This is a genomic window from Streptomyces sp. Ru72, assembly GCF_002920635.1.
Taxonomy (GTDB): domain Bacteria; phylum Actinomycetota; class Actinomycetes; order Streptomycetales; family Streptomycetaceae; genus Streptomyces.
This window is the reverse complement of the sequence record NZ_PQSR01000025.1, coordinates 1-24,390: the sequence shown is the minus strand read 5'-3', so window position 1 is coordinate 24,390 and position 24,390 is coordinate 1. Positions and strand designations below refer to the sequence as shown.

General features: G+C 72.8%; 22 protein-coding genes and 1 riboswitch. Of the genes, 12 read left to right on the top strand and 10 right to left on the bottom strand.

The window, feature by feature from the left end; genetic code table 11:
- Positions 1–2 precede the first annotated feature (2 nt).
- Positions 3–593, bottom strand: coding sequence for a septum formation initiator family protein (locus C3488_RS14780; protein ID WP_103839863.1), 591 nt, complete (start codon positions 591–593; stop codon positions 3–5).
- Positions 594–699: 106 nt separating this feature from the next.
- Positions 700–1,656: a 16S rRNA (cytosine(1402)-N(4))-methyltransferase RsmH gene (gene rsmH, locus C3488_RS14775; RefSeq protein ID WP_103839862.1), complete on the bottom strand. Its 957-nt coding sequence runs from the start codon at positions 1,654–1,656 to the stop codon at positions 700–702.
- Between the two features lie 416 nt (positions 1,657–2,072).
- Between rsmH and C3488_RS14770 the strand changes: the two genes are divergently transcribed.
- From C3488_RS14770 to C3488_RS14755, 4 genes are all read left to right on the top strand, one after another.
- Positions 2,073–2,615: a carbonic anhydrase gene (locus C3488_RS14770; protein WP_103839915.1), complete on the top strand. Its 543-nt coding sequence runs from the start codon at positions 2,073–2,075 to the stop codon at positions 2,613–2,615.
- Between the two features lie 282 nt (positions 2,616–2,897).
- Positions 2,898–3,926, top strand: a complete 1,029-nt coding sequence (locus C3488_RS14765; RefSeq protein ID WP_103839914.1) for a MoxR family ATPase — start codon at positions 2,898–2,900, stop codon at positions 3,924–3,926.
- Positions 3,926–5,284 (top strand): DUF58 domain-containing protein, encoded by a 1,359-nt coding sequence (locus C3488_RS14760; protein ID WP_103839861.1) that lies wholly within the window; start codon positions 3,926–3,928, stop codon positions 5,282–5,284. The genes C3488_RS14765 and C3488_RS14760 overlap by 1 nt, the downstream gene beginning before the upstream one ends.
- Positions 5,281–7,782 carry a DUF3488 and transglutaminase-like domain-containing protein gene (locus C3488_RS14755; protein ID WP_103839860.1) on the top strand — a complete coding sequence of 834 codons (2,502 nt, stop codon included), beginning with the start codon at positions 5,281–5,283 and terminating at the stop codon, positions 7,780–7,782. Before C3488_RS14760 ends, C3488_RS14755 begins: the two co-directional genes overlap by 4 nt.
- Before the next feature lie 243 nt (positions 7,783–8,025).
- Here C3488_RS14755 and C3488_RS14750 read toward each other — a convergent pair whose 3' ends face one another.
- The 3 genes from C3488_RS14750 to C3488_RS14740 form a co-directional block, all read right to left on the bottom strand.
- The gene (locus C3488_RS14750) at positions 8,026–8,409 is read right to left on the bottom strand and encodes a DUF3040 domain-containing protein (protein ID WP_103839859.1); all 384 of its coding nucleotides are present in this window, start codon (positions 8,407–8,409) and stop codon (positions 8,026–8,028) included.
- Between the two features lie 276 nt (positions 8,410–8,685).
- Positions 8,686–9,456 carry a methyltransferase gene (locus C3488_RS14745; protein WP_103839858.1) on the bottom strand — a complete coding sequence of 257 codons (771 nt, stop codon included), beginning with the start codon at positions 9,454–9,456 and terminating at the stop codon, positions 8,686–8,688.
- Between the two features lie 149 nt (positions 9,457–9,605).
- Positions 9,606–10,145: an SAV_6107 family HEPN domain-containing protein gene (locus tag C3488_RS14740; RefSeq protein WP_103839857.1), complete on the bottom strand. Its 540-nt coding sequence runs from the start codon at positions 10,143–10,145 to the stop codon at positions 9,606–9,608.
- A gap of 216 nt (positions 10,146–10,361) precedes the next feature.
- Here C3488_RS14740 and C3488_RS14735 point away from each other — a divergent pair, with 216 nt between their 5' ends.
- From C3488_RS14735 to C3488_RS14720, 4 genes are all read left to right on the top strand, one after another.
- Entirely contained in the window at positions 10,362–11,171 is an 810-nt protein-coding gene (locus C3488_RS14735; protein ID WP_103839856.1) for an ATP-binding cassette domain-containing protein, read from the top strand.
- Positions 11,143–13,227, top strand: coding sequence for a YhgE/Pip domain-containing protein (locus tag C3488_RS14730; RefSeq protein ID WP_103839855.1), 2,085 nt, complete (start codon positions 11,143–11,145; stop codon positions 13,225–13,227). Before C3488_RS14735 ends, C3488_RS14730 begins: the two co-directional genes overlap by 29 nt.
- 44 nt (positions 13,228–13,271) lie before the next feature.
- Positions 13,272–13,904, top strand: a complete 633-nt coding sequence (locus C3488_RS14725) for a TetR/AcrR family transcriptional regulator (protein ID WP_103839854.1) — start codon at positions 13,272–13,274, stop codon at positions 13,902–13,904.
- Positions 13,905–14,307: 403 nt separating this feature from the next.
- Positions 14,308–15,819 (top strand): NAD(P)/FAD-dependent oxidoreductase, encoded by a 1,512-nt coding sequence (locus C3488_RS14720; protein ID WP_181139021.1) that lies wholly within the window; start codon positions 14,308–14,310, stop codon positions 15,817–15,819.
- 23 nt (positions 15,820–15,842) lie between these two features.
- Here C3488_RS14720 and C3488_RS14715 read toward each other — a convergent pair whose 3' ends face one another.
- The 5 genes from C3488_RS14715 to C3488_RS14695 form a co-directional block, all read right to left on the bottom strand.
- A complete protein-coding gene (locus C3488_RS14715; protein WP_103839853.1) occupies positions 15,843–16,766 on the bottom strand; it encodes a hypothetical protein in 924 nt (307 codons plus the stop codon).
- A 55-nt stretch (positions 16,767–16,821) separates the two neighbouring features.
- Positions 16,822–17,745, bottom strand: a complete 924-nt coding sequence (gene metF / locus C3488_RS14710; protein ID WP_103839852.1) for a methylenetetrahydrofolate reductase [NAD(P)H] — start codon at positions 17,743–17,745, stop codon at positions 16,822–16,824.
- Positions 17,746–17,864: 119 nt separating this feature from the next.
- Positions 17,865–18,515, bottom strand: a complete 651-nt coding sequence (gene thiE / locus C3488_RS14705) for a thiamine phosphate synthase (protein ID WP_103839851.1) — start codon at positions 18,513–18,515, stop codon at positions 17,865–17,867.
- Between the two features lie 186 nt (positions 18,516–18,701).
- Positions 18,702–19,067 (bottom strand): Rv2175c family DNA-binding protein, encoded by a 366-nt coding sequence (locus tag C3488_RS14700; RefSeq protein WP_103839850.1) that lies wholly within the window; start codon positions 19,065–19,067, stop codon positions 18,702–18,704.
- 82 nt (positions 19,068–19,149) lie between these two features.
- Positions 19,150–20,376, bottom strand: a complete 1,227-nt coding sequence (locus tag C3488_RS14695; protein ID WP_103839849.1) for an NAD(P)/FAD-dependent oxidoreductase — start codon at positions 20,374–20,376, stop codon at positions 19,150–19,152.
- Positions 20,377–20,500: 124 nt separating this feature from the next.
- Positions 20,501–20,613: riboswitch (TPP riboswitch) on the top strand.
- Here C3488_RS14695 and thiO point away from each other — a divergent pair.
- The 4 genes from thiO to pknB form a co-directional block, all read left to right on the top strand.
- On the top strand, positions 20,611–21,810 hold the full coding sequence (gene thiO, locus C3488_RS14690; protein WP_103839912.1) for a glycine oxidase ThiO: 1,200 nt from the start codon (positions 20,611–20,613) through the stop codon (positions 21,808–21,810). (Overlaps the previous riboswitch by 3 nt.)
- Complete coding sequence (thiS, locus tag C3488_RS14685) at positions 21,807–22,007, top strand: sulfur carrier protein ThiS (RefSeq protein WP_103839848.1); 201 nt, start codon at positions 21,807–21,809, stop codon at positions 22,005–22,007. Before thiO ends, thiS begins: the two co-directional genes overlap by 4 nt.
- 3 nt (positions 22,008–22,010) lie before the next feature.
- Complete coding sequence (locus tag C3488_RS14680) at positions 22,011–22,805, top strand: thiazole synthase (RefSeq protein ID WP_103839847.1); 795 nt, start codon at positions 22,011–22,013, stop codon at positions 22,803–22,805.
- Between the two features lie 100 nt (positions 22,806–22,905).
- Positions 22,906–24,390, top strand: a 1,485-nt coding sequence (gene pknB / locus C3488_RS14675; protein ID WP_181139020.1) for a Stk1 family PASTA domain-containing Ser/Thr kinase, incomplete at its 3' end; no start/stop codon positions are given.

Here is a 24,390-nt window from a genome sequence, read left to right as displayed (position 1 = left end):
CGTCACCTGCCGGGGGTCGGGGAGGGGTGTACGGGCTGGGTCGGGGACGCGGCCGAGCCGGCCGCCGGAGTCGGGGACGCGGCCAAGCCGGCCGCCGGAGTCGGGGACGCAGCCGAGCGGGTGGCCGCCGGACGGGCGGAGCGGGCCGGCGACGGCGGTGCCGCAGGGCTGGAGCCGGTGCCGAGCGCCTCGGGCGGGCGCACTGCGGCGGTGCTCGCCGAGGCCTGCTGGCCAGCGGGCACGGGAACGCCCTTGACGGTGCCGTCGGGGTTCAGGAAGACGGGATCGCCGCCGGGAACCATGCCGAGTTCGCGGGCCCGGCGCTGCAGCGCCTCGGGCGCGGAGTAGGCGTCCACGTCCCGCTGGAGGGCCTGTTCCTCGTCGGTGAGGCTCTTGGTCTGCCGTTGCAGGTCGTCGAGCTTGAACGCGCCCTCGCTGAGCGCGGAGTTGAGCATCAGAAGCGCGATGAGGCCGCCGCCGAGCAGCAGGACGACGAGCAGCACGAACGGGGTACGGGCGGCACGGCTGCCGCCGGCGGGGATCAGCCGGGCGAGCCGGGCTGCCCGGCCCCTGAGTTCGGGTTTGCCGCTCACACGCCCTCCCGCCGCGCTTCCACACCCTCCTCGCGTCTCCTGCTCACTCGCCCACCCCTTTCGTGCGCCTCACTCGGTTGTCGTACGGCTCACTCGGTGCCCTGGCTCACTCGACGTCCTCGCGGACGCGCTCGGCACCACGCAGACGCGCCGGGGCCGCCCGGCGGTTCTCGGCGATCTCCTCCTCGGTGGGAAGTTCGGCACCGCGGGTGAGGAGCTTGAGCCGGGGCTGGTAGCGCTCGGGGACGACCGGCAGCCCGGGGGGCGCGGTGCTCGCCGCACCCGCCGCGAAGACCTGCTTGACCAGGCGGTCCTCGAGCGAGTGGTAGGACAGGACGGCGATCCGGCCGCCGACGGACAGCGCCCTGACGGCCGCGGGGATGGCCCGTTCCAGGACGGCGAGCTCGCCGTTGACCTCGATGCGCAGTGCCTGGAAGGTGCGCTTGGCCGGATTGCCGCCGGTGCGCTTGGCCGCCTGCGGGAGCGCGTCGCGGATCAGCTCCACGAGCCGCGCGCTGTTGGTGAACGGCTCCTTCTCGCGCTCGCGCACGATCGCGGACACGATCCGCTTGGCCTGCTTCTCCTCGCCGTACGTCCTCAGGATCCGCACCAGGTCGCCGGCCGGGTAGGTGTTGAGGACCTCGGCGGCGCTGATGCCCGTCGTCTGGTCCATGCGCATGTCGAGCGGGGCGTCCTGGGCGTAGGCGAAGCCGCGCTCCGCCTCGTCGAGTTGCATGGAGGAGACGCCGAGGTCGAAGAGCACGCCCTGGACGCGCGGAACACCCAGCCGGGCGAGCACGTCGGGCAGTTCGTCGTAGACCGCGTGCACCAGCGTGGCGCGGTCGCCGAAGGGGGTGAGGCGCTCCCCGGACAGGCGCAGCGCCTCCTTGTCCCGGTCCAGCCCGATGAGCCGGGCCTCGGGGAACCGCGTCAGCAGCGCCTCGCTGTGGCCGCCGAGCCCGAGGGTGCAGTCGACGACGACGGCCCCCGGTTCGGCGAGGGCCGGGGCCAGCATGTCCAGGCACTGCCGGAGCATGACGGGCACGTGTCGACTCTGGGACAAGGGGGCCTCTCAGATCCGGCGCGGCCCGCGTCGCACCGCCGGGTCCCCGCCCGCTCACAAGGCGGCCTGCCGGCGCCGGAAGCGTCAGCCGACCGGGAGCGGGAGGAGGCCGAGCCGTACGTACGCGCCGCGCACGCGGGGAGTCGTCGGCGTCCGCCGGCGTCTCCGGGGTGAACAGTGGCGGGGAGAGCGTCTCGCCTCCCGCTTCGCGTCACTTTAGTCCACCCCGTCCCGCGGTCAATCAACGGGCCTGCGTGTGGCGCCACCGGCCCGCCACGACGGAAGGATTCGAAAGGATGCACCCGTCCGATGGATGTTCCCGTCGCCTGTGGGTTACCTCACACCATGCCACGGTGGCGTTTTTTGTCCCCGTCCACAGCGGGCCGAGATCGCCGATGACCAGTAACGTCATGGGTATGACGACTTCCGCATCCGTACCCGCCGGTCCCGAAGGCGCCATAGTGGGCTCCGTCACCGATCGCCTCGTCGAGGCCAACCAGCGCTACGCCACGGCGTTCGCCGATCCCGGGATGGACGCCCGTCCCGTGCTCGGCGTCGCCGTCGTGGCCTGCATGGACGCACGCCTGGACCTGCATGCCGCGCTCGGCCTGAAGCTGGGCGACTGTCACACCATCCGCAACGCGGGCGGCGTGGTCACCGACGACGTGATCCGCTCCCTCACCATCAGCCAGCGGGCGCTCGGCACCCGCAGCGTGGTGCTCATCCACCACACGGGCTGCGGCCTGGAGTCGCTGACCGAGGAGTTCCGGCACGATCTCGAGATGGAGGTCGGCCAGCGCCCCTCCTGGGCGGTCGAGGCGTTCCGCGACGTCGATCAGGACGTGCGGCAGTCGATGCAGCGGGTGCGCACCTCGCCGTTCCTGGTGCACACGGACGACGTGCGCGGTTTCGTGTTCGACGTGAAGACGGGCCGGCTGCGGGAGATCGATCCGGCGTAACGGCACGTTCCCGGCCCCACCCCGTACTCCACCCGCCGTCAGCGGGCCACCGAGAAAAGTCCATTCGGACAAAGATCCCGGCCTTGGTGCGCTAAAAAGCCCGTAAGGCCGACATATCGCGGCCAGTTATCCACAGGCGAGTGACACGAATCGGTAACGGCGGCAAGATTGCGGGTTGTGGCGTCACGCGGAACTTCTCACGCGTGGTGTCCGTGATTCGGGGTGGGCCGGTCCGCACAGCAGAGCGTCGGCCCGGAGAAAGAACGGGCCGAGGAGGGCCGGGTGACGACCTATGACGATCGAGCGAGCCTCACTGATCTGACCGCCACTGTGGAGCGCGTCCGCAGATCGGTGGAAGGCGTGATCGAGGGCAAGCCCGAGGTCGTACGGCTTTCGCTGACCGTGCTGCTCGCCGAGGGGCACCTTCTGATCGAGGACGTACCCGGCGTGGGCAAGACCATGCTCGCCAAGGCGCTGGCCCGGTCCATCGACTGCTCGGTGCGGCGCATCCAGTTCACGCCCGACCTGCTGCCCTCGGACATCACGGGCGTGTCCATCTGGGACCAGCAGCGGCGGGACTTCGAGTTCAAGCCGGGTGCCATCTTCGCCCAGATCGTGATCGGCGACGAGATCAACCGCGCCTCGCCCAAGACCCAGTCCGCGCTCCTGGAGTCGATGGAGGAGCGGCAGGTCACCATCGACGGCCAGTCGTACGAACTGCCCAGCCCCTTCATGGTGGTCGCCACCCAGAACCCGGTGGAGATGGAGGGCACCTACCCGCTGCCCGAGGCCCAGCGCGACCGCTTCATGGCCCGTGTCTCCATCGGCTACCCCAGCCCCGAGGCCGAACTGCAGATGCTCGACATCCACGGCGGCGTCAGCCCCCTGGACGACCTCCAGCCTGTGGCGCACGCGCACGAGATCGTGAAGCTGGTGGAGGCCGTCCGCGGTGTCCACGTCGCCGAGACGGTCCGGCGCTACGCGGTGGACCTGGTCGCCGCCACACGCACGCACCCCGATCTCAGACTCGGCGCCTCGCCGCGCGCCACGCTGCATCTGCTGCGCGCGGCGAAGGCCTCCGCCGCCCTGGCCGGCCGGGAGTACGCGCTGCCGGACGACGTGCAGGCGCTCGCCGTGGCGGTCCTCGCCCACCGGTTGCTGCCCACCGCCCAGGCCCAGCTCAACCGCCGTACGGCGGAGCAGGTCGTGCAGGAGATCCTGCAGAGCACCCCCGTGCCCGCCGGGCCCCAGCAGCAGTCCGGCTTCACCACGGGTCGCGGCTTCGGCCAGCAGCCGCCCCGGGGGCTGTGATGACCCACGGGGGGACGGCTCGCACCGCCGAGGAGGACGGGGGCGGGCTGCGCACCGCGCTCGCCGGGCTGACCACGCGCGGCCGGTCCTTCCTGGCCGCCGGTGTGGCCGCCGCGATCTGCGCCTACGTCCTCGGCCAGAGCGAGCTGCTGCGGGTGGGCATCCTGCTCGCGGTACTGCCCCTGGCGTGCGCCACCGTGCTGTACCGCACGCGTTACCGGGTCGCGGGCAGCCGTCGTCTGTCCCCCTCGCGGGTGCCGGCCGGGTCCGAGGCGCGGGTCCATCTGCGGATGGACAACGTCTCGCGGCTGCCCACCGGGCTGCTGATGCTCCAGGACCGGGTTCCCTACGTCCTCGGGCCGCGCCCCCGGTTCGTCCTGGACCGGGTGGAGGCCGGCGGCCGCCGCGAGGTGTCCTACCGTGTGCGCTCGGACCTCCGCGGCCGGTACCCGCTTGGCCCGCTCCAGCTGCGGCTCACCGACCCCTTCGGGATGTGCGAGCTGAGCCGCTCCTTCTCCACGTACGACACCCTGACGGTCATCCCGCGCGTGGAGCCGCTGCCGCCGGTCAGGTTCGCAGGCGAGGCGCAGGGGTACGGCGACGGGCGGCAGCGCTCGCTGGCGCTGGCCGGCGAGGACGACGTGATACCGCGCGGGTACCGGTACGGCGACGACCTGCGCCGGGTGCACTGGCGCTCCACCGCGCGCTACGGCGAGCTGATGGTGCGCCGGGAGGAGCAGCCGCAGCGGGCCCGGTGCACGGTGCTGCTCGACACCCGGGCGATCGCCTTCCAGGGCGCGGGCCCGGACTCGGCCTTCGAGTGGGCGGTGACGGGCGCGGCGTCCGCGCTGGTGCACATGCTCGAACGGGGCTTCTCGGTGCGGCTGTTGACCGACACGGGCAGTTCGGTGCCCGGTGAGGGTGCGGACGGGTTCGCGGGAGCGAGCCAGGAGTCCGCGGACGCGGCCGGGCTGATGATGGACACACTCGCGGTGATCGACCACTCGGACGGCGCGGGTCTGTCGCGCGCCTACGACGTGCTGCGCGGCGGGAACGAGGGGCTGCTGGTGGCGTTCTTCGGCGATCTCGACGAGGAGCAGACCGCGATGGCCGCGAAGATGAGCGGGCGCAGCGGCGGCGCGCTCGCGTTCGTGCTGGACAGCGACGCCTGGGGACGCGAACCGACCGATGTGCCGGGCCCAGGGGACCGGAGCGGTGAGCGGTTGCGGCTGCTGCGCGAGGCGGGCTGGACCGCCGTGCCCGTACCCCGGGGCGTGACCCTGACGGAGCTGTGGCGCGAGGCGGACCGGCAGCGCACGGGGGTGGGCGCCCTGAGCGGCACCGAGGGACGGTCATGAGCGGGCGCGCGCGTCTGGCACTCTGCGCCGCGACGGCGACGCTGATGACGTCGTGTGCCCTGCTGCCGCTGGTGAGTCCGGCGACCTGGCTGTTCCAGGCGGTGCTGCTGGTGGCGGTGGTGACCGGGGTGGGCGCGGCGACCCGGCGGGTGCCGCTGGCGCGTCCGCTGACCCTCGCCTGTCAGGTGGTGGTCGCCCTGCTGCTGCTGACGCTGATCTTCGCCCGGCAGCAGGCCCTCGCCGGGTTCGTCCCCGGCCCCGATGCCTTCCACCACTTCGGCGAGCTGCTGCAGTCGGGTAGGGACGACGTCGGGCGGTACACGAGCCCTGCGCCACTGACGCCCGGGATCCGGCTGATGATGGTCGGCGGGGTACTGCTGATCGGGCTGCTGGTGGACGCGCTGGCGGTGACGTTCCGCGCGGCGGCCCCGGCCGGACTGCCCCTGCTCGCGCTGTACGCGGTGGCGACCGCCCTGTCGCACGGCGGAGCCGACTGGGTGTGGTTCCTGGTGGCCGCGGGCGGCTATCTGATGCTGCTGCTGGCCGAGGGCCGGGACCGGCTGTCCCAGTGGGGTCGGGTCTTCACAGGCGCCCCGCGCGCGGGGGGCGGGGACTCCGGGGGCGCGGTGGCTCCCGTGCGCACCGGGCGGCGGATCGGCGCGCTGGCCCTCGGTATCGCCCTGGTGGTGCCGCTGGCCCTGCCATCCCTGCGGGGCGGGCTGCTGGACGGCACCGGGGCCGGGGTGGGCGCGGGGCTCGGCGACGGCAACACGATCTCCGCGGTCAACCCGCTGGTGTCGCTGCGCGACAGCCTGAACGTGGACCAGGACCGCCAGGTCATGGCGTACCGCACCAACACGGACGACACCCAGGACATGTACCTAAGGATCGTCGCCCTGGACGACTTCGACGGCACCACCTGGAAGCCCGCGCAGCGGCACATCACCTCCGTGCCGGACTCGCTCCCGACGCCGACCGGACTCGCGGGCAGCGTGCGGCGGACCGAGATCGAGACGCGGATCTCGGCGGCGGACTGGTACGCGCAGGACTGGCTGCCGATGCCCTACCCGGCGACGAGCGTGAGGATCAAGGGCAGCTGGCGGTACGAGCCGGTGGGCCGCACGCTCGTGGGCGACCACGGGCAGAACACGCGGGGCGTGCAGTACGACGTCAAGAGTCTGATCGTGCAGCCGACGGCGGAGCAGCTGGCCGACGCGCCTGAGCCGCCGGCGTCGCTGAAGCGCGAGTTCACGAAGGTGCCGTCCTCGTTGCCCGCCGTGGTGGCGCAGACGGCCCGCAGGGTGACGGCCGGGTCGTCGAACCACTACGAGGAGGCGGTCAAGCTCCAGGACTACTTCGCGGTCGACGGCGGCTTCACCTACAACACACAGGTGCAGGTCGGCACCGGACCGAACGCGATCGCCCGGTTCCTGAAGGACAAGCAGGGCTTCTGCGTGCACTTCTCCTTCGCGATGGCCGCGATGGCACGGACGCTGGGGATACCGGCGCGGGTCGCGGTGGGCTTCACCCCGGGGTCGCCGCAGGGGGACGGTTCGATGTCCGTGGGGCTGCGGGACGCGCACGCGTGGCCGGAGCTGTACTTCGAGGGCGTGGGGTGGACCCGTTTCGAGCCGACCCCGAACCGGGGCTCGACCCCGTCGTACACGCAGGCCAACACTCCTAACGGGGAGATTCCGGTGGTGCCGCGGCCGTCGCTGTCGTCGTCGACGGCGCCGTCCACCGCGCCGTCGACGAGTGAGAGCTGCTCGGCGGCCCTGCGGAAGATCGAGGGGTGCCCGAGCCAGTCCGCGCAGGTCGCTGCGGGTTCCGGGGATGACGGGCCGCCGTGGTACCGGCTGCTGTTCTGGGCCCTGCTGGGTCTGGTGCTGGTGGCGGTGCCGCTGACGCCGATGCTGTGGCGGCTCAGGAGCCGGTCGGTGCGGCTGGCCTCCGCGCAGCACGCTCCGTCCGCGCTGCCCCTTGCACGCGTCCGTCGCGGGGATCGCGGCGGTGAGCGGTATGCGGACGGGATGGGGATGGCGGTGCTGCCCGGTGAGCCCGCCTCCAGCCGGGCGACCGAGGTGGCCGTGGGGCACACCCTGGCAGTCTGGCGGGAGCTCACGGACACGGCGTGGGACTACGGCATCGCGCCGGACGACGCGCTGACCCCGCGCAAGGCCGCCGAGCGGATCGTGCGGCTCGGCCGGCTGGACCCCGAGACGGCTGGGGCCGTCCACCGGGTGGCGGGTGCGGTGGAGCAGGTGCTGTACGCACCGGTGCCGCGGTCCGAGACGGGCCTGGTGGACGACGTACGCAAGCTGCGAGCGTCCCTGCGCTCCACGGCCGGCCGCTGCACCCGCCTCCGCGCGATAGTGGCCCCTCCCTCGGCGATGCGCGCGGTATGGGCTGCGGCCGACCGCTGGGCCGACCTGAGGACGCGCTGGGCGACCCGCTGGACGGCCCTGACACGCCGCCCGTCGGACCAGCGAGGAGGCTGACACGGAGTGCCGCCCGCCCTGGCGACGGGGCGGGCGGCACCGGACACCGCGCAGCCCGTCCACCCGGCTCGGCCGGCCTCTCAGGCCTGCAGGCGCTGCCGGCTCGCCGTCGGCAAGTCCGGCGCCGCCCGTCCGCCCGTGCGAGGCGGCGCACGGCACGGGCTACGGCGGCTCACCTGGGCCGGGTACGGGTACAGCAACAGGGGCGACCTTCCGGTCGCCCCTGTTCCGTCACGTCTACGGCTACTGGCCCTGTTCGTCCCGTCGGCGCTGCCAGCGTTGTTCGATGCGGTCCATCATGGAGCGTCGCTGGCGCACCTGACGGCGGATGCCCGGCGCTCCCTGCTCACCCGGCTTGGGAACCTTGCGCCAACCGGTCACCACGAGCACCGCACAGCCCAGCATGACGAGGAAGCCCACCACGCTGATCCAGATCTGCTTCGCGACCATTCCGGCCATGAGGAGCGCGATACCCACGAGGAAGCCCGCGACCGCCTGGTAGACCCGCCGCCGGGTGTACGTACGCAGCCCGCTTCCCTCAAGCGCCGACGCGAACTTGGGATCTTCGGCGTACAGCGCTCGCTCCATCTGCTCGAGCATGCGCTGCTCGTGCTCCGAGAGCGGCACGGAGTCCTCCTCATCGTGCAGTCGCCGGGGCGACCGGGGGTCCCCTTCAGGATAGGCAGGGAATCGCCCCCTTGAAACCCGCCCCTCTACGCCAATTGGCCAACCGGAATCCGCCACGCCCGTCCCGGCTCACTGAGATCTTCATTCCCCAGCGGCCGACCCGTCATGCCGGTCGGTCTCCCTCGATCATACGGCGCGAACCGCCCGATCGGGGGGCCTGTGGCGTACTCCATCCGCCGCCAAGCCGCTGATCAGCGGGGCGCCGGGACAGGCCGCTCAGGACTCCTCGGCCCCCTTGGTCTCACCGAGCACGTGCAGCTGCGTCGCCACGGAGTGGAACGCCGGGGACTCGGCCGCCGCGGCCTCCAGCTTGAGCAGCGCCTCCAGCGCGCCCGGCTCGGTGTCCACCAGCACCCCGGGCACCAGGTCCGCGAAGACCCGCACGCCGTGCACCGCGCCCACGCTCAGGCCCGCCTCCTCGACGAGCGCGGTGAGCTGCTCGGCGGTGAAGCGGTGCGGCACGGGGTCGCCCTCGCCCCAGCGGCCGTTCGGGTCCTGGAGCGCCTGCCTGGCCTCCTTGAAGTGTCCGGCGAGGGCCCGCGCGAGCACGGCGCCGCCGAGGCCCGCGGCGAGCAGGCTGAGGACACCGTCGGTGCGCAGGGCCGCGACGGCGTTGCGGACGCCCTCGGCGGGGTCGTCGACGTACTCCAGCACGCCGTGGCACAGCACCACGTCGTAGCCGCCGCGCTCGACCACGTCGAAGAGGCCGTGCGCGTCGCCCTGCACACCCTGCACCCGGTCGGCGACACCGGCCTCGGCGGCCCGGCGCTCCAGCGCGAACAGCGCGTTCGGACTGGGATCGACGACGGTGACGCGGTGACCGAGGCGGGCGACGGGCACGGCGAAGTTGCCGCTGCCGCCACCGGTGTCGAGGACGTCCAGCACGTCCCGTCCCGTGGCCTTGACCCGACGGTCGAGGGCGTCCTTGAGGACCTCCCAGACCACGGCGGTTCGGAGAGACGCGCGGGGGCGAGTGGGGTCCGACACGGCAGTTGACTCCTCGGCGCGGCACCGCCTGGTGTTCGGCGGAGCGATCGGACGGCCTTCCGACACCCGTTACCAGGGCGAAAGACTTCAGGCGCCTCCACCCTATTGCCTCCGGCCCCCGCCCCGGACCCCTCACCCCACCAGGATCCTCACCCCGCGTCCGGCATCTCCCGCTCCCTCTCCTGTCGCGGCTGCGGAAGCACCGGCTGCAGCACCAGCATCCGCTCGACCAGGCGCAGGAACATCGCCACGTCCCGTATCAGGTCGTCCGCGTCCCGGGTGCCGGCCGCACCCCGGATGCCGGCCTCGGCGCGAGCCCGACGGGCGGCTCCGGAGGCGAACAGCGCGCTCCACTCGGTGAGTTCGGGCGCGATCTCGGGGAGCACCTCCCAGGCGCTGCGGATCTTCGCGCGGCGACGCGCGGTCGGCTCCGGGCGCCCGCGTGCGGCGAGCACGGCGGCGGCGGTGCGCAGGGCCGCCAGATGGGCCGTCGCGTACCGCTCGTTCGGCGTTTCGAGGAGGGTGGCCTCCTCCAGTGCGGCGCGGGCCTGGGCCAGCAGGTCGAGGGCGGCGGGCGGGGCCGTGGCCCGGCGCAGCACGGGGTGCACGTCGCTCGCCGGGCCGGTCAGTGAGGGGGCAGGGCCGGTGGCGCGGCGCCGGCGTGCGGCGGCTGCGTGGTGACTGGCCATGACGAACCTCCTGTCGTCTGTGTGACGGCACGCCCTGATACGGGCTGCCGTATGTGCCCATCGTGGGGTATGGCACTGACAATCCGTTCTGACCTGCTCTTTTGCTTCGCTCAGAGGTTCGGGGTAGTTTTTGCACTGACCAGTCAGTTCAAAAACCCGGGGTCCTGTGACGGGACCCCGGGACTGGGTGTCCGACCCAGGGGAACGAGGGGGGACATGGACATGCAGGAGACGGCGGCCCGGGTCGCCGTCAGTGCCGTCGGCTTCGGGTTGAAGGGACCGCGCGGCTGGGTCTTTCGCGGCGTCGACCTGGAGGCGGAGCCCGGCTCGCTCATCGCAGTCGAGGGCCCCTCGGGCTCCGGCCGCACCTGTCTGCTGCTCGCGCTCACCGGGCGGATGAGGCCGAGCGAGGGAGGGGCCACGGTCGGCGGGCACCGGCTGCCCAAGCAGATGTCCGCCGTGCGCCGGATCAGCGCGCTCGCGCACGTGCCCGGTGTCACCGACCTCGACCCGGCCCTGACCGTCGGCGAGCACCTGCGCGAACGCGCCCTGCTGGAGAGCAGGTTCGGGGACTCCCTGCGGGCGCTGCTGCGGCCGAGGAGTGATCGGGCGGCCGAGGCGGCACGCCGGATCGACACCGCCCTCGCCGCCGCCGGGCTCGACACGGAACAGCTGCCCAAGGGCCGCCGGACCGCCGTACGCGACCTGGAACGACTGGAGGCCCTGCGGCTGTCCGTGGCGCTGGCCCTGATCGGCCGGCCCCGCCTGCTCGCCGTCGACGACGCCGACCTGAAGCTGTCCCCCGCCGAACGGGCCGAAGTCTGGGGCCTTCTGAGGTCGCTGACCGAAGCCGGGACGACCGTCCTCGCGGTGTGCACCGAGGCCCCCGAGGACACCGTCGTGGTCTCGACGGCACCCGGCGCGCGGCACGCGCGCGAGGAGACCACCCCCGACGAGCCGACCCGAGACAACGGCGACGACGACAAGGAGACGGCGGATGCGCTCGCCGAGACTGGCCGCGCTTGAGCTCAGGCGGTTCGGCAGGGGAAAGCTGCCGCGTGCGGCGCTGGTCGCGCTCCTGCTGCTGCCGCTGCTGTACGGCGCCCTGTACCTGTGGTCGTTCTGGGACCCGTACGGGCGACTGAACCGCATCCCCGTGGCGCTCGTCGACGACGACAAGGGCACGACCGTCGCCGGCCGGAGGCTCACCGCGGGCGACGACCTCGTCGAAGGACTCCTCAAGAGCGACACTTTCGAGTGGCACCGGGTCAGCGCCGCCGAAGCCAGGAAGGGCGTCGAGGACGGCACCTACTACCTGTCGCTGACCATGCCGTCGGACTTCAGCGCCAAGATCGCCTCCAGCTCCGGCGATTCCCCCGAGACGGGCGCCCTGCAGGTGCGGACGAACGACGCCAACAACTACATCGTCGGGCAGATCTCCAAGACGGTGTTCGCCGAGGTGCGTGCGGCCGCCTCCACCAGGACGTCGCGGTCGTTCCTCGACCGGATCTTCATCTCGTTCTCGGACATCCACGGGGCCACCGTCGAAGCCGCCGACGGCGCCGACCAGCTCACGGGCGGGATCGGCAAGGCGGAGAAGGGCTCCAAGGACCTGGCCGACGGCTTGAAGGAGGCCAAGAGCGGCAGCGGAAAGCTGTCCAGCGGCCTGACCAGGCTCGACCAGGGCGCGGGCGCCCTCCAGGACGGCGCCCGGCAGGTCGCGGACGGCACCCGGGCGCTCGCAGACCGGGTGCACGGCGCGGCCGACCAGGTGCGGCCCTTCCTGAAGAAGGACGGACGGCAGATCGCCGACACCGCGACCCTGGTGGCCGACTCGGCGGGCGTCATCAGCGATCACCTCGACGCCTTCGTCACCGCGGCCCCCGTCGCCGAGAAGGGCACGCGTGAGGCGTCCGAGACGCTGGACGCGGTGTACGAGAGGCGCTGTGTCAGCCAGGTCCTGCCCGACCCGGCGTGCACGGACCTGAAGAAGGCGAAGGACGCCGCGGCGGACGCGGCGCGGCTCGCCAAGGACGTGAACACCGTGGTGCGGGACTACCACGGAGACATGACCGCCATGCGGCAGGACCTGAAGACCCTCCAGCGGCAGGCCCGGGCGCTGGCCGAGGCGGCACCCCACCTGTCCGACGACCTCGACGACGCGGTCTCCAAGGTGGACGCGCTCGACAAGGGCGCCGCGGAGGTCGCCAAGGGCGCCCGGACCCTGCACACCGGCCTGAGCACCGCCCGGGCCGGGGCGGCCGACCTGGACTCGGGCATCGGCAGGCTGGAGGCGGGCGCGATCGACCTGAACGGCGGCATGTACAAGCTCGCCGACGGCTCGGGGAAGCTCGCCGGCGGACTGCACGACGGCGCGGGCAGGATTCCCGACTACGACAAGCAGGACCGTGATCGGCGCACCCAGGTCATGGCCGACCCGGTGCAGCTGGCCTCCCGGGACCTGCACCACGCGCCCAACTACGGCACCGGTTTCGCCCCGTACTTCATCCCGCTGTCCCTCTGGGTGGGAGCAATGGTGGCCTACATGCTGATCCCGCCGATGAACCGGCGCGCGCTCGCGGCGGGCGCCTCCGCCTGGCGGACCGCGCTGGCGGGCTGGCTGCCGGTGGCCGCCGTGGGCGTGTTGCAGACGGCCGCCCTGATGGCCGTGCTGCACTGGGCGATCGGTCTTCAGATGACGCGCGCGGCGGGGACGATCGGGTTCCTCTTCCTGGTGGCGGCGTGCTTCGCGGCGCTCGTCCAGTGGCTGAACGCGCGCTTCGGGGCGGCCGGCCGGATCCTCGTCCTCGCCCTGCTGATGCTCCAGTTGACGTCCGCGGGCGGTACCTACCCCGTGCAGACCTCTCCGGGCTTCTTCAACGCGATCCACCCCTTCCTGCCGATGAGTTACGTCGTCGAAGCGCTGCGGAGGCTCATCACGGGCGGTGGCCTCGGTCCCGTGTGGCAGGCGTGCGCCGTGCTCACGGCGTTCACCGCGGGCGGCCTCGCACTGACCGCCCTGTCGGCCCGCCGCAGGCAGGTGTGGACGCTCGACCGGCTGCACCCGGAGCTGAACCTGTGAGGTCCGCGCCATCCCACCGGGCCGTTCCTGTGAGAATCAGGGCCATGGAACGCAGCAGCGCCGCTACGTCAGGCGGCTCCAGCCGCCGCGAGGCGACCCGGCAGAAGCTCTACGAGGCGGCCGTCACCCTGATCGCGGAGCAGGGTTTCTCCGCGACCACCGTCGACGAGATCGCGGAGCGGGCCGGGGTCGCGAAGGGCACGGTCTACTACAACTTCGCGAGCAAGTCGGTCCTCTTCGAGGAGTTGCTGCGGCACGGTGTGGGGCTCCTCACCGCTTCCCTGAGGGATGCGGCCGATCAGAGCGACCGGGCGGGCGGCACCAAGGTGGACGCCCTGGACGCCATGATCCGCGCCGGGTTGGCCTTCATCGCCCGTTACCCGTCCTTCACCCAGCTTTACGTGGCCGAGCTGTGGCGCACCAACCGGGCCTGGCAGTCCACGCTGATGGTGGTCCGGCAGCAGGTCGTCGCGGCCATCGAGGACGTGCTGCGCGCGGGTGTGGAAAGCGGCGAGTTCAGCGGCGAGATCGACGTCCCGCTGACGGCGGCGGCGCTGGTCGGCATGGTGCTGGTGGCGGCGCTGGACTGGCAGTCCTTCCAGCCGGAGCGCTCCCTGGACGATGTCCACGCGGCGCTGTCGCGGCTGATCCAGGGGCGCGTGAGCGGCGGCCGGTAGGGCGCTGGACGGCCGGTGATGCCTGGCAGACGAAAGCGCCGGTCCGTGTGGCCGCGCCCTTGGCGGGCCGCCTCGAACCGGCGCTCCGTCGTGCCCCCGTGACCCCCGTTCGGTCCTTCCCCCGGGTCTCCCCCTGCCTCGCTTCCGCCGGACGAGTGCCGGCGGAAGGAGCGGTCGAGGGCGGGCACCGTTCCGCCGCCCCGTGTCGGCGGTGCCGGAGCCGTGCCCCTTTCCGTGCCTCCACTGTCTCGTCCGCGCGGGTCGGACCCCATCCGCGCAGATACTCATCTCTCCGCCTAGGTACGGATACTCATGCCCAAGCGCTCAGGGCGCGAATGTGGCGAGAGGCGCCGGTCACAGGCCCGCGGCCGGATTGTCGGCGGCGGCCGATAAGGTCGCAGGCATGGCACGGATTGCGGTGATCGGCGCCGGGATGGGCGCGATGGCGGCCGCCGCCCGGCTGGCCGTCGCGGGCCACCGGGTGGTGGTGTACGAGCGCACGGAGACGTACGGCGGTGCGGTGCGCCGGTTCGAGCGGGACGGGTTCCGCTTCGACACGGGCCCCGGGCTGCTGACGCTGCCCGCCGTGTACCGCGATCTGTTCGTCAAGACCGGCAAGGAGCCGCTGGAGGACTGCGTCGATCTGGTCCAGGTGGACCCGTCGTCACGGCACGTCTTCGCGGACGGCACCGAGGTGGCGTTGCCCAACGCCTCGCGCGCGGGTGTCGTCGCGGCCCTGGACGAGGCGCTGGGCGCGGGGGCGGGCGAGCGCTGGGGCGACTTCCTGGTGCGGGCGCGCGAGGCCTGGGACCGCACGCGCCGGCCGCTCCTGGAGGAGCCGCTGTGGCCCAACTGGCAGGTGCTGGCGGAGAAGGAGCCGTATCCGGCGGTGCCGCACAAGCGGCTGCTGCGCACGCGCCGGGCCAGGACGCTGACCGAGATCGCCTTCTGGGAGCTGCGCGACGACAGGCTGGAGGCCCTGCTGGTGAGTCATGCGCTCGCGTACGGCCTCTCCCCTTGGACCGCTCCGGCGAGCGCGGCCGTGCTGCCGTACATGGAGCACGCCTTCGGCACCTGGTATGTGCGCGGTGGCATGAGGGAGTTGGCGCGCGCGGTGTACGAGCGATGCCGCAAGCGGCGGGTGGAGTTCGTCTTCGGCGCCGAGGTCACCCGGATCGTGGAGAAGGACGGCCGGGCCGCGGGTGTGCAACTGGCGGACGGGAGGGTGGCCGAAACCGACCATGTCGTGGCGGACGTCCACCCGGCGCGGCTGCGGGCCCTGACGGACCGCTCGCTGGACGGCGAGGGTGACGTAGGTTCCGACCCCGGCGCAGTCCCACCCTCCCGGTTCACCCTGCTGCTCGCCCTGCGCGGCGGCCGGGAGCCCGGCGCCGTGCACCGCACGGTGGTCCACCCGGCGGCCCCCGAATCTGAGTGGGACTTCCTGGCCTCACCGGGCGGCGACGTACCCCCGCCACCCACGGTGACCGTCCTGCGCCCCGACGACCGCACACTCGCGCCCGACAGCGAGCACGAGTCCGTGGTGGCGTCCGCCGTGGTGTCTTCGGAAGCCCCCTGGGAGGACGAGGGAACGGTCCGGCGGTACACGGACCTGCTCCTCGAAGCCGCTGAGAAGGCGATACCCGGTCTACCCGAGCGGCTTCTGTGGCACGAGGTGCGTGCGCCCGGACACATCGAGGACGAGACGGGCGCCCCCTCCGGGGCCGTGCCCGCGCCCGCGCTGGCCGCAGGCAAGGGGCGTTTCCTGCACCCTGCGAACACCACGCGACTGCCCGGTCTTCACCGGGTCGGCGGCTGGTCCCACCCCGGTGGGGGGCTCCCCCACGCCGGCATGTCGGGCGCCCTGGTCGCCGGGCTCATCGTGGAGGGGCCGGACTTCCGGGGCTCGCAGTAGGCGCCGCGGGCGGCTCCAGAGCCCTAGAAGCGGTAGCGCTCGTCGTAGCCGTTGCCGTGCGGGGTGCCGTTGTCCTGGTAGGGGTACGGCTGCTCGGGCGGGAGTTCACCGCCGAGCGCTTCGTCGGTGGTGCGCTGCTGGGGCACCCAGACACCGCCGGGCGGGGTCTCGCCGTAGGTGCCGGTGGCGTACTGGTCCTGACCGTACGCCTGCTGCCCGTACTGCTGCTCGCCGCCGTAGGCGGTGTCGTAAGAGCCGGTGCCGTAGGTCCCCGTGCCCTGGTACGGGTCGGAGTACCCGCCGTACTGCTGCTGGCCGCCCTCGTAGCCGTAGTGCTGCTGGCCGTATCCGGAGTAGCCGTCGTAGGCGTAGGCCTGCTGCTCCTGGGGCTGTTCGGCGGTGGTGTAGGCGGCGTCCGAGTAGACGCCGTAGGAGCCGGTGTCCTCGGGCAGGGGCTGGGGCTCGTAGACGGCGGTCGCCTCGGCCGCGGTCTCCGTGGGCGAGGCGGTCCCCGGGCGGGAGAAGACGTCGTCGTGGTCGTCCTCGTCGTACGCGTCGTCCTGGCGGTGCGTTCCGGCGGGCATCGTCGTCGTCGCGGCCGCCGGCTCCACGTCGGTGTCCTCCGCCGCCTCCTCCTGACGGGCCTTCTCTCCCCGGCGGCGCTTGCTTCCGGTGCCCGCGCCCTCGCGCGGGCGGTTGCCGACGGCCCAGCCGGACGCGAACCCGCGGCGGAACGACAGGGTGACGTAGGTCTGCCCGACCGCGAAGGCGGCGGCGCCCAGACCGATGACCACGACGGATTGGATGAGCACGCCGAACACGACGCCGAGGAATCCCGCGAACGCCAGCAGCCGCCAGCGCAGGCGTGCCTTGTACTGCAGCAGCACCTCACCGAGCAGCCACAGCGCGACGATGCCGAACGCGATGTAGAGGACCGTCCAGCCCATGTACGCCCCTCTCCCAGTGGCCGCTACGCAGTGTGTCGCATACGGGTGCGGCGGTCTAGGCCCGCTGCGGGTGGTGCAGGCCCAGGTTCTCGTAGATCTCCAGCGTCGCCGTGGAGTTGTTGAGTGTAATGAAGTGCAGTCCGGGGACCCCCTCGGCCAGCAGCCTCGCGCAGAACTCCGTGGCGAAGTCGATGCCGATCGAGCGTACCGCCGCGGGATCGTCCTTCGCCGCGAGGATCCGCTCTTTCAGACCGTCGGGGAGGGCGGCATTGCTGAGCTGGGGCAGCCGCTGAAGCATCCGCACGCTGGTCACGGGCATGACCTCGGGGATGACCGGGGTGTCGCATCCGGCCGCGGCGACCCGGTCGCGCAGCCGCAGGTACGACTCCGGCTGGAAGAACATCTGCGTGATCGCGTAGTCGGCGCCGGCCCGGCACTTGTCGACGAAGTGCGCGACGTCGGTGTCCCACTCGCTGGAGCGGGGGTGCATCTCCGGGAAGGCGGCGACGCCCACGCAGAAGTCGCCCGACTCCTTGATGAGCCGGACGAGTTCGGCCGCGTAGGTCAGGCCCCTGGGGTGCGGCACCCACTCGCCCATGGGGTCGCCGGGCGGGTCGCCGCGTACCGCGAGCATGTTGCGGATCCCGGCGTCGGCGTACTGGCCGATGATGTTGCGCAGCTCGGCGACGGAGTGGTTGACCGCGGTGAGGTGGGCGACCGGGGTGAGCGTCGTGTCGGCGACGATCTGCTCGGTCTCCTTGACCGTGCCCGCGCGGGTGGAACCGCCGGCGCCGTACGTGACGGAGACGAAGTCGGGGGCGACCGCCTCGACCCTCCGGAGCGCGCTCCACAGGTTCCGCTGGCCCTTGGGGGTCTTCGGTGCCGAGAACTCGAACGAGTACGTCGTCTTGCCGGTGGCGAGGATGTCGCGCACGGTCCGTGCGCGATCAGTCCTCGTGGATGCGGTTCCAAGGGCCATAGTCGCAGGTTAGCCAGGGCTCGGCGGTCCCCCAACCGGACGCCGGGAATTTGCCCGAATTGTCGACTTGTTGTCCACCCATCGGACAACGCGGGGCAAGGACCGGCCTCCCGGCGCCGCTACGCGGCGCGCAGCCGCTTGGCGAACTCGGCCGCCGCCGCGCCGGGGTCGTCCGCCTCCGTGATCGCGCGGACGACGACCACACGGCGTGCGCCGGCTTCGATGACCTGGTCCAGATTGCCGAGGTCGATGCCGCCGATGGCGAACCAGGGGCGGTCGGTGCCGAGCGCGGCGGTGTGACGGACCAGACCGAGGCCGGGGGCGGGGCGGCCGGGCTTGGTGGGGGTGGGCCAGCAGGGGCCGGTGCAGAAGTAGTCCACACCCTCCTGGACGGCGGCGGCCTCGGCCTCCGCCTCGGAGTGGGTGGAGCGGCCTATGAGGATGTCGTCGCCGAGGATTGCGCGGGCCGCGGGGACGGGGAGGTCGCCCTGACCGAGGTGCAGGACGTCGGGGCGGGCGGCGTGGGCGACGTCCGCGCGGTCGTTCACCGCGAGGAGCTTGCCGTGGCGGGCGCAGGCCTCGGCGAAGACCTGGAGGTGCTCCAGCTCCTCGGCGGCCTCCATGCCCTTCTCGCGCAGCTGCACGATGTCGACGCCGCCGGCGAGGACCGCGTCGAGGAACTCGGCGAGGTCGCCCTGACGCTTGCGTGCGTCCGTGCACAGATAGACGCGGGCGTCGGCGAGCCGGGCGGTGCGGGCGGTGTCGGGCACGGTGGTGTTCCCCCCGTTGTCAGTGGCGTACGGGCCGCGGCGGAGCGCGGTCGGCCGGGGCCGGGGCGTGTCCCTTGAGCCGCGGCCCGTACGCCGGACGGTCGTTCTTGTGTGCCGGCCTGATCAGACCGGAACCGGTCCGATCGGGTCAGGTCCGATCGGACCGGCTCGATCAGGCCGGGTCGATCAGACGGCGAGCGCCTGCGCGCGACGCTTCACCTCCGTGCCGCGATTCTCGCTGAGAGCCTGCGCGGGGGTACCGGGCGGGGTCGGGTCGGGGGTGAAGAGCCACTCGATCATCTCTTCGACCGTGAAGCCGTCGTCCCGCAGCAGGGTCAGGGTGCCGGCCAGCCCCTTGACCACCTTGTCCCCGTCGATGAAGGCGGCGGGGACGTGCAGCGCCTTGTTCTCGCCTCGGCGGACGGCGATGAGCTGGCCCTCCTTGACCAGCTGCCGCACGCGGGTCACCTCCACGCCGAGGGCTTCGGCGATGTCGGGCAGGGTGAGCCAGGCGGGGACGAGAGCATCGATCTTTGCGTCAATCTCGGTCACGGGATCAAGCCTGCCATCCCGGACTGACAGTCGGAAGCGGAGCGCCTCCGGCGGGGTGAGAGCGGAGGGGGTGGTTTGCGCCCTACGCCGTCGCCTCCTTCAGCGGGCGGGACGGGTCCGAGAGCAGTGCGGGGTTCATGGGGGTGCCCGATTCGATCAGGCGGCGGCCCTGCGCCAGGTCCCGCGGGCGGCCCACGGCCAGCAGTGCCACCAGGCGGCCCTCGCGCAGCCAGCAGACCGTCCAGGCCGCGCCCTCGGGCTCGCCGCGCCACACGGTCGTGTCGGCGGACGCGTGGTGGCCCACGTACTGGACGAACCGGCCGAACTGCTCCGACCAGAAGTACGGCACCGGGTCGTACGCCACCGGTGTCTGGCCGATGATGTTCGCGGCCACCGTGCGCGGACCCTGGAGGGCGTTGTCCCAGTGGTGGACGAGCAGGCGCTCCTCGTAGCGGCCCGACGGGAAGGACGCGCAGTCACCGACCGCGTACACGTCCGGCACCGAGGTGCGCAGATGGTCGTCGGCCAGCACCTCGCCGTACACGCCCAGCTCGACCCCGGACCCGGCCAGCCAGGCCGTGGCGGGCCGGGCCCCGATGCCCACCACCACCGCCCCGGCCGGCACCCGGGAGCCGTCGTCCAGCACCACGGCGCCCGGCTCGATGCGCTCCACGCGCGCGTGCGTGCGCAGCTCCGCCCCGCTGTCCGCGTACCAGGCCGTCATCGGCGCCGCCACCTCCGCGGGCAGCGCTCCCGCGAGCGGCCGGTCCGCGGCCTCCACCACGGTCACCGCGCACCCCGCCTCGCGCGCGGCGGTGGCGAACTCGGCCCCGATCCAGCCCGCGCCGACGACCACGATGTCGTGCTGCCGGGCGAGCACCGGCCGCAGCCGCTCGGCATCGTCCAGCGTGCGCAGCAGATGCACCCCGGGGACGCCCTCCGCGCCCGGCAGCCGGATCGGCTCCGCCCCGGTCGCGATGACCAGGACGTCGTAGGGGACGGGGCCCCGCTCGGTGTCCAGCTCGTGGTCCTCGGGGCGCAGGCCGGTCGCCTCACAGCCCAGCTCGAGCTCGATGTCCAGCGCCTCGAAGTCGACGTCGAAGGCGGAGCCCTCGGCCTTGCCGAGCAGCACGGCCTTGGACAGCGGCGGCCTGTCGTACGGCTGGTGCGGCTCCGCCCCGATCAGCGTCACGCCGCCGGTGAAGCCCTGTTCCCGCAGGGCGACCGCGGTCTGCACCCCGGCCATGCCCGCGCCCACGACGACGACGCGCCGTGCCGTACCGCCCCGTGCCTGCGTCTGCTCGCTCACCTGATCACCATAGACAACTGACGAATTGTCAGTCAGGGGGCGTGCTGAGTGACGTCGTACACAGCCCTGGCCCGGGCGGAGGCCGTCTTACAAGGGCGGCGCTGCGGGGGCTAGGGTTGCCACCGTAAGCACTCGCGGGAGCCCGGCGCACCGGGCTGAGAGGGAGGCTGGGACGGCCTCCGACCGTACGAACCTGATCCGGGTCATGCCGGCGAAGGGAGGGGCTGGACGCCCATGTCGCGTACACCGGACGAACCGTCGGCATCGCGCGATGCGTCGACCGTGTCGGACGTCCTCGTCATAGGGGGCGGGATCATCGGTCTGGTGACCGCCTGGCGGGCGGCGCAGCGCGGGTTCGCCACCGCCGTGGTGGATCCGGAGCCGGGCGGCGGAGCCGCGCAGGTGGCCGCCGGGATGCTGGCCGCCGTCACCGAGCTGCACTACGGCGAGCAGACGCTGCTCGCCCTGAACCTCGCCTCCGCGCGCCGCTACCCGGACTTCGCCGCCGAGCTGACCGAGGCCACCGGCCGCGACCTGGGCTACCGCCGCTGCGGCACGCTCGCCGTCGCGCTCGACACCGACGACCGTGCCGAGCTGCGCGAACTGCACGCCCTGCAGCAGCGCTCGGGGCTGGAGTCGGAGTGGCTGAGCGGGCGGGAGTGCCGCCGTCTGGAGCCGATGCTCGCGCCGGGCGTGCGCGGGGGGCTCAGGGTCGACGGCGACCACCAGATCGACCCGCGCCGCCTCGCCGCAGCCCTGGTGACGGCCTGTGAACGCGCCGGGGTGGTCTTCCACCGGGTGTGGGCCGAGCGGCTCACGGTGGTGCGGGAGCGGGCCTGCGGGGTGCGGACCGCCGACGGCACCGAGCTCGCCGCCGGACAGGTCGTCCTCGCCGCGGGCAGCCTCAGCGGGCGGCTCGCGGGCGTGCCGGACGACGTCCTGCCGCCCGTACGTCCCGTCAAGGGGCAGGTGCTGCGGCTGACCGTGCCCGAGCGGTACGCGCCGTTCCTGAGCCGTACGGTGCGCGCCGTCGTCCGCGGTGGCGCGATCTACCTCGTGCCGCGCGAGAACGGCGAGCTGGTGGTCGGCGCGACCAGCGAGGAGCTGGGCTGGGACACCACGGTCACCGCGGGCGGGGTGTACGAGCTGCTGCGGGACGCGCACGAGCTGGTGCCCGGGATCACCGAACTGCCGCTCACCGAGACGCGGGCGGGTCTGCGCCCGGGCTCCCCGGACAACGCGCCGCTGCTCGGCCCCACCGGGCTGGACGGCCTGCTGCTGGCCACCGGCCACTACCGCAACGGTGTCCTGCTCACCCCCGTCACCGGCGACGTCATGGCGCACGTGCTGACCACGGGTGAGCTTCCCCAGGAGGCCCGCCCCTTCACCCCGCGGCGTTTCACCGCCGCCGCACTCACGGAGCAGCCCGTATGAACATCTCGGTCAACGGGGAGACCCGCGAGGTCACCCCCGGTGTCGCGCTCGACGCGGTGGTGCGGAGCCTGACCGCTGCCCCCTCGGGCGTGGCCGCCGCCGTCAACGAAACCGTCGTCCCGCGCGGGCAGTGGGCGTCGACGTCCCTCAGCGAGGGGGACCGCGTCGAGGTCCTCACCGCCGTCCAAGGAGGCTGACCCATGGCTGACGATCCCTTCGTCCTCGGTGGGACCACCTACTCGTCCCGGCTGATCATGGGAACGGGTGGGGCGCCCAGCCTGGACGTGCTGGAGCGGGCGCTGGTGGCGTCCGGCACGGAGCTGACGACGGTCGCGATGCGGCGCGTCGACGCCTCGGTGCACGGCTCGGTCCTGTCCGTGCTCGACAAGCTGGGCATCCGGGTGCTGCCCAACACGGCCGGCTGCTTCACCGCGGGCGAGGCCGTGCTCACCGCCCGCCTCGCGCGCGAGGCCCTCGGCACGGATCTGGTCAAGCTGGAGGTCATCGCCGACGAGCGGACCCTGCTGCCGGACCCGATCGAGCTGCTGGAGGCGGCCGAGACGCTGGTGGACGACGGCTTCACCGTGCTGCCGTACACGAACGACGACCCCGTTCTGGCCCGCAAGCTGGAGGACGTCGGCTGCGCCGCGATCATGCCGCTCGGCTCCCCGATCGGGTCCGGGCTCGGCATCCGCAACCCGCACAATTTCCAGCTCATCGTGGAGCACGCGCGCGTGCCGGTCATCCTGGACGCGGGCGCGGGCACGGCGTCGGACGTGGCGCTGGCGATGGAGCTCGGGTGCGCGGGTGTGATGCTGGCCTCGGCCGTGACCCGGGCGCAGGAGCCGGTCCTGATGGCGGAGGCCATGCGGCACGCGGTGGAGGCCGGCCGGCTCGCCCGCCGGGCCGGCCGTATCCCGCGCCGGCACTTCGCTGAGGCGTCGTCGCCGATGGAGGGCATGGCCCGGCTGGACCCGGAGCTGCCGGCCTTCTGAGCCGGCCCGGAGGAGGTCGCGTCACAGGTCGGCTGCAGTCGGGCCCCGGTATCCCCGCAGCGGACGGTGAGTGACAGTGCCCCCTCGTAGACTCACCAGCGTGGATACGACCCTTCAGGACCCTCTCGTCGGGCAGGTGCTCGACGGCCGCTATCGCGTCGACGCGCGGATCGCGGTCGGCGGGATGGCCACGGTCTACCGGGCCCTGGACACCCGCCTGGACCGTGTGCTCGCGCTGAAGGTGATGCACCCGACGCTGGCGGCCGACGGCTCGTTCGTCGAGCGTTTCATACGCGAGGCCAAGTCGGTCGCCCGTCTCGATCATCCGAACGTCGTGCAGGTTTTCGATCAGGGTGCAGACGGGTCGTACGTCTACCTCGCCATGGAATACGTCGCCGGCTGCACCCTGCGCGACGTGCTGCGGGAGCGCGGGGCGCTGCAGCCGCGCGCGGCCCTGGACATCCTGGAGCCGGTACTGGCCGCCCTGGGGGCCGCGCACCGCGCCGGCTTCGTGCACCGGGACATGAAGCCGGAGAACGTCCTCATAGGTGACGACGGCCGGGTCAAGGTGGCCGATTTCGGTCTCGTCCGGTCCGTCGACACCGTCACCAGCACCACCGGCGCCGTCCTCGGCACCGTCGCCTACCTCGCCCCGGAGCAGATCGAGCACGGCGCGGCCGACCCGAGGGTCGACGTGTACGCGTGCGGGGTCGTCCTCCACGAGATGCTGACCGGCGCGAAACCGCACCACGGCGACTCCCCCGCCCAGGTGCTCTACCGGCACCTGAACGAGGACGTGCCCCCGCCGTCGGCCGCCGTGCCCGGGCTGTCCGTCGAACTCGACGACCTGGTCGCGTCGGCGACCGCGCGCAACCCCGAGCTGCGCCCGGCCGATGCGGTGGCGCTGCTGGGTCAGGTGCTCCAAGCCCGTGGCGCGCTGACCGACGAGCAGCTGGACGCCGTGCCGCCGGGGGCCGTCGCCGCGGAGCACGACAACGCCGAGGACCGCACCAGCGTGATCCCCCGCCTGCTGCCCCCCCACCCTGTGGGCGAGGACCGGGAGGCCGTCCTCAACCGGACGAGCCGGCTCCACACCCCGCCGCCCGAGCCGTCCCGGCGCTCGCCGCGGCCCCGGCGCGGGCTGCTCGCGCTGATCCTCGCCGTGCTGGTGGTGTTCGGTGTCGGCACGGGGGTCTGGTACATCAACTCCGGCCAGTTCACCGAGGTCCCGCCGCTCCTGGCGAAGACGGAGGCCGACGCCCGGGCCCGGCTGAAGCAGGCCGGTCTGGAGGTCAAGCAGGTCAAGCACGCCTACAGCGACACGGTGAAGCGCGGCACGGTGATCAGCACCGATCCGGCGGTGGGTGCGCGGATCCGCTCCCACGACGCGGTGACGTTGACGCTCTCGGACGGGCCTGAGACCGTGCAGGTGCCCGATCTGAAGGGCTACCCGCTGGACCAGGCGCAGGCCCGGCTGAAGAAGGACGGCCTGGTGCCGGGCATGGTCACACAGGCGTTCAGCGAGGACGTGCCCAAGGGCTCCGTGATCGGCACGGACCCGGGGGCGGGGACCGAGCGGCACGGC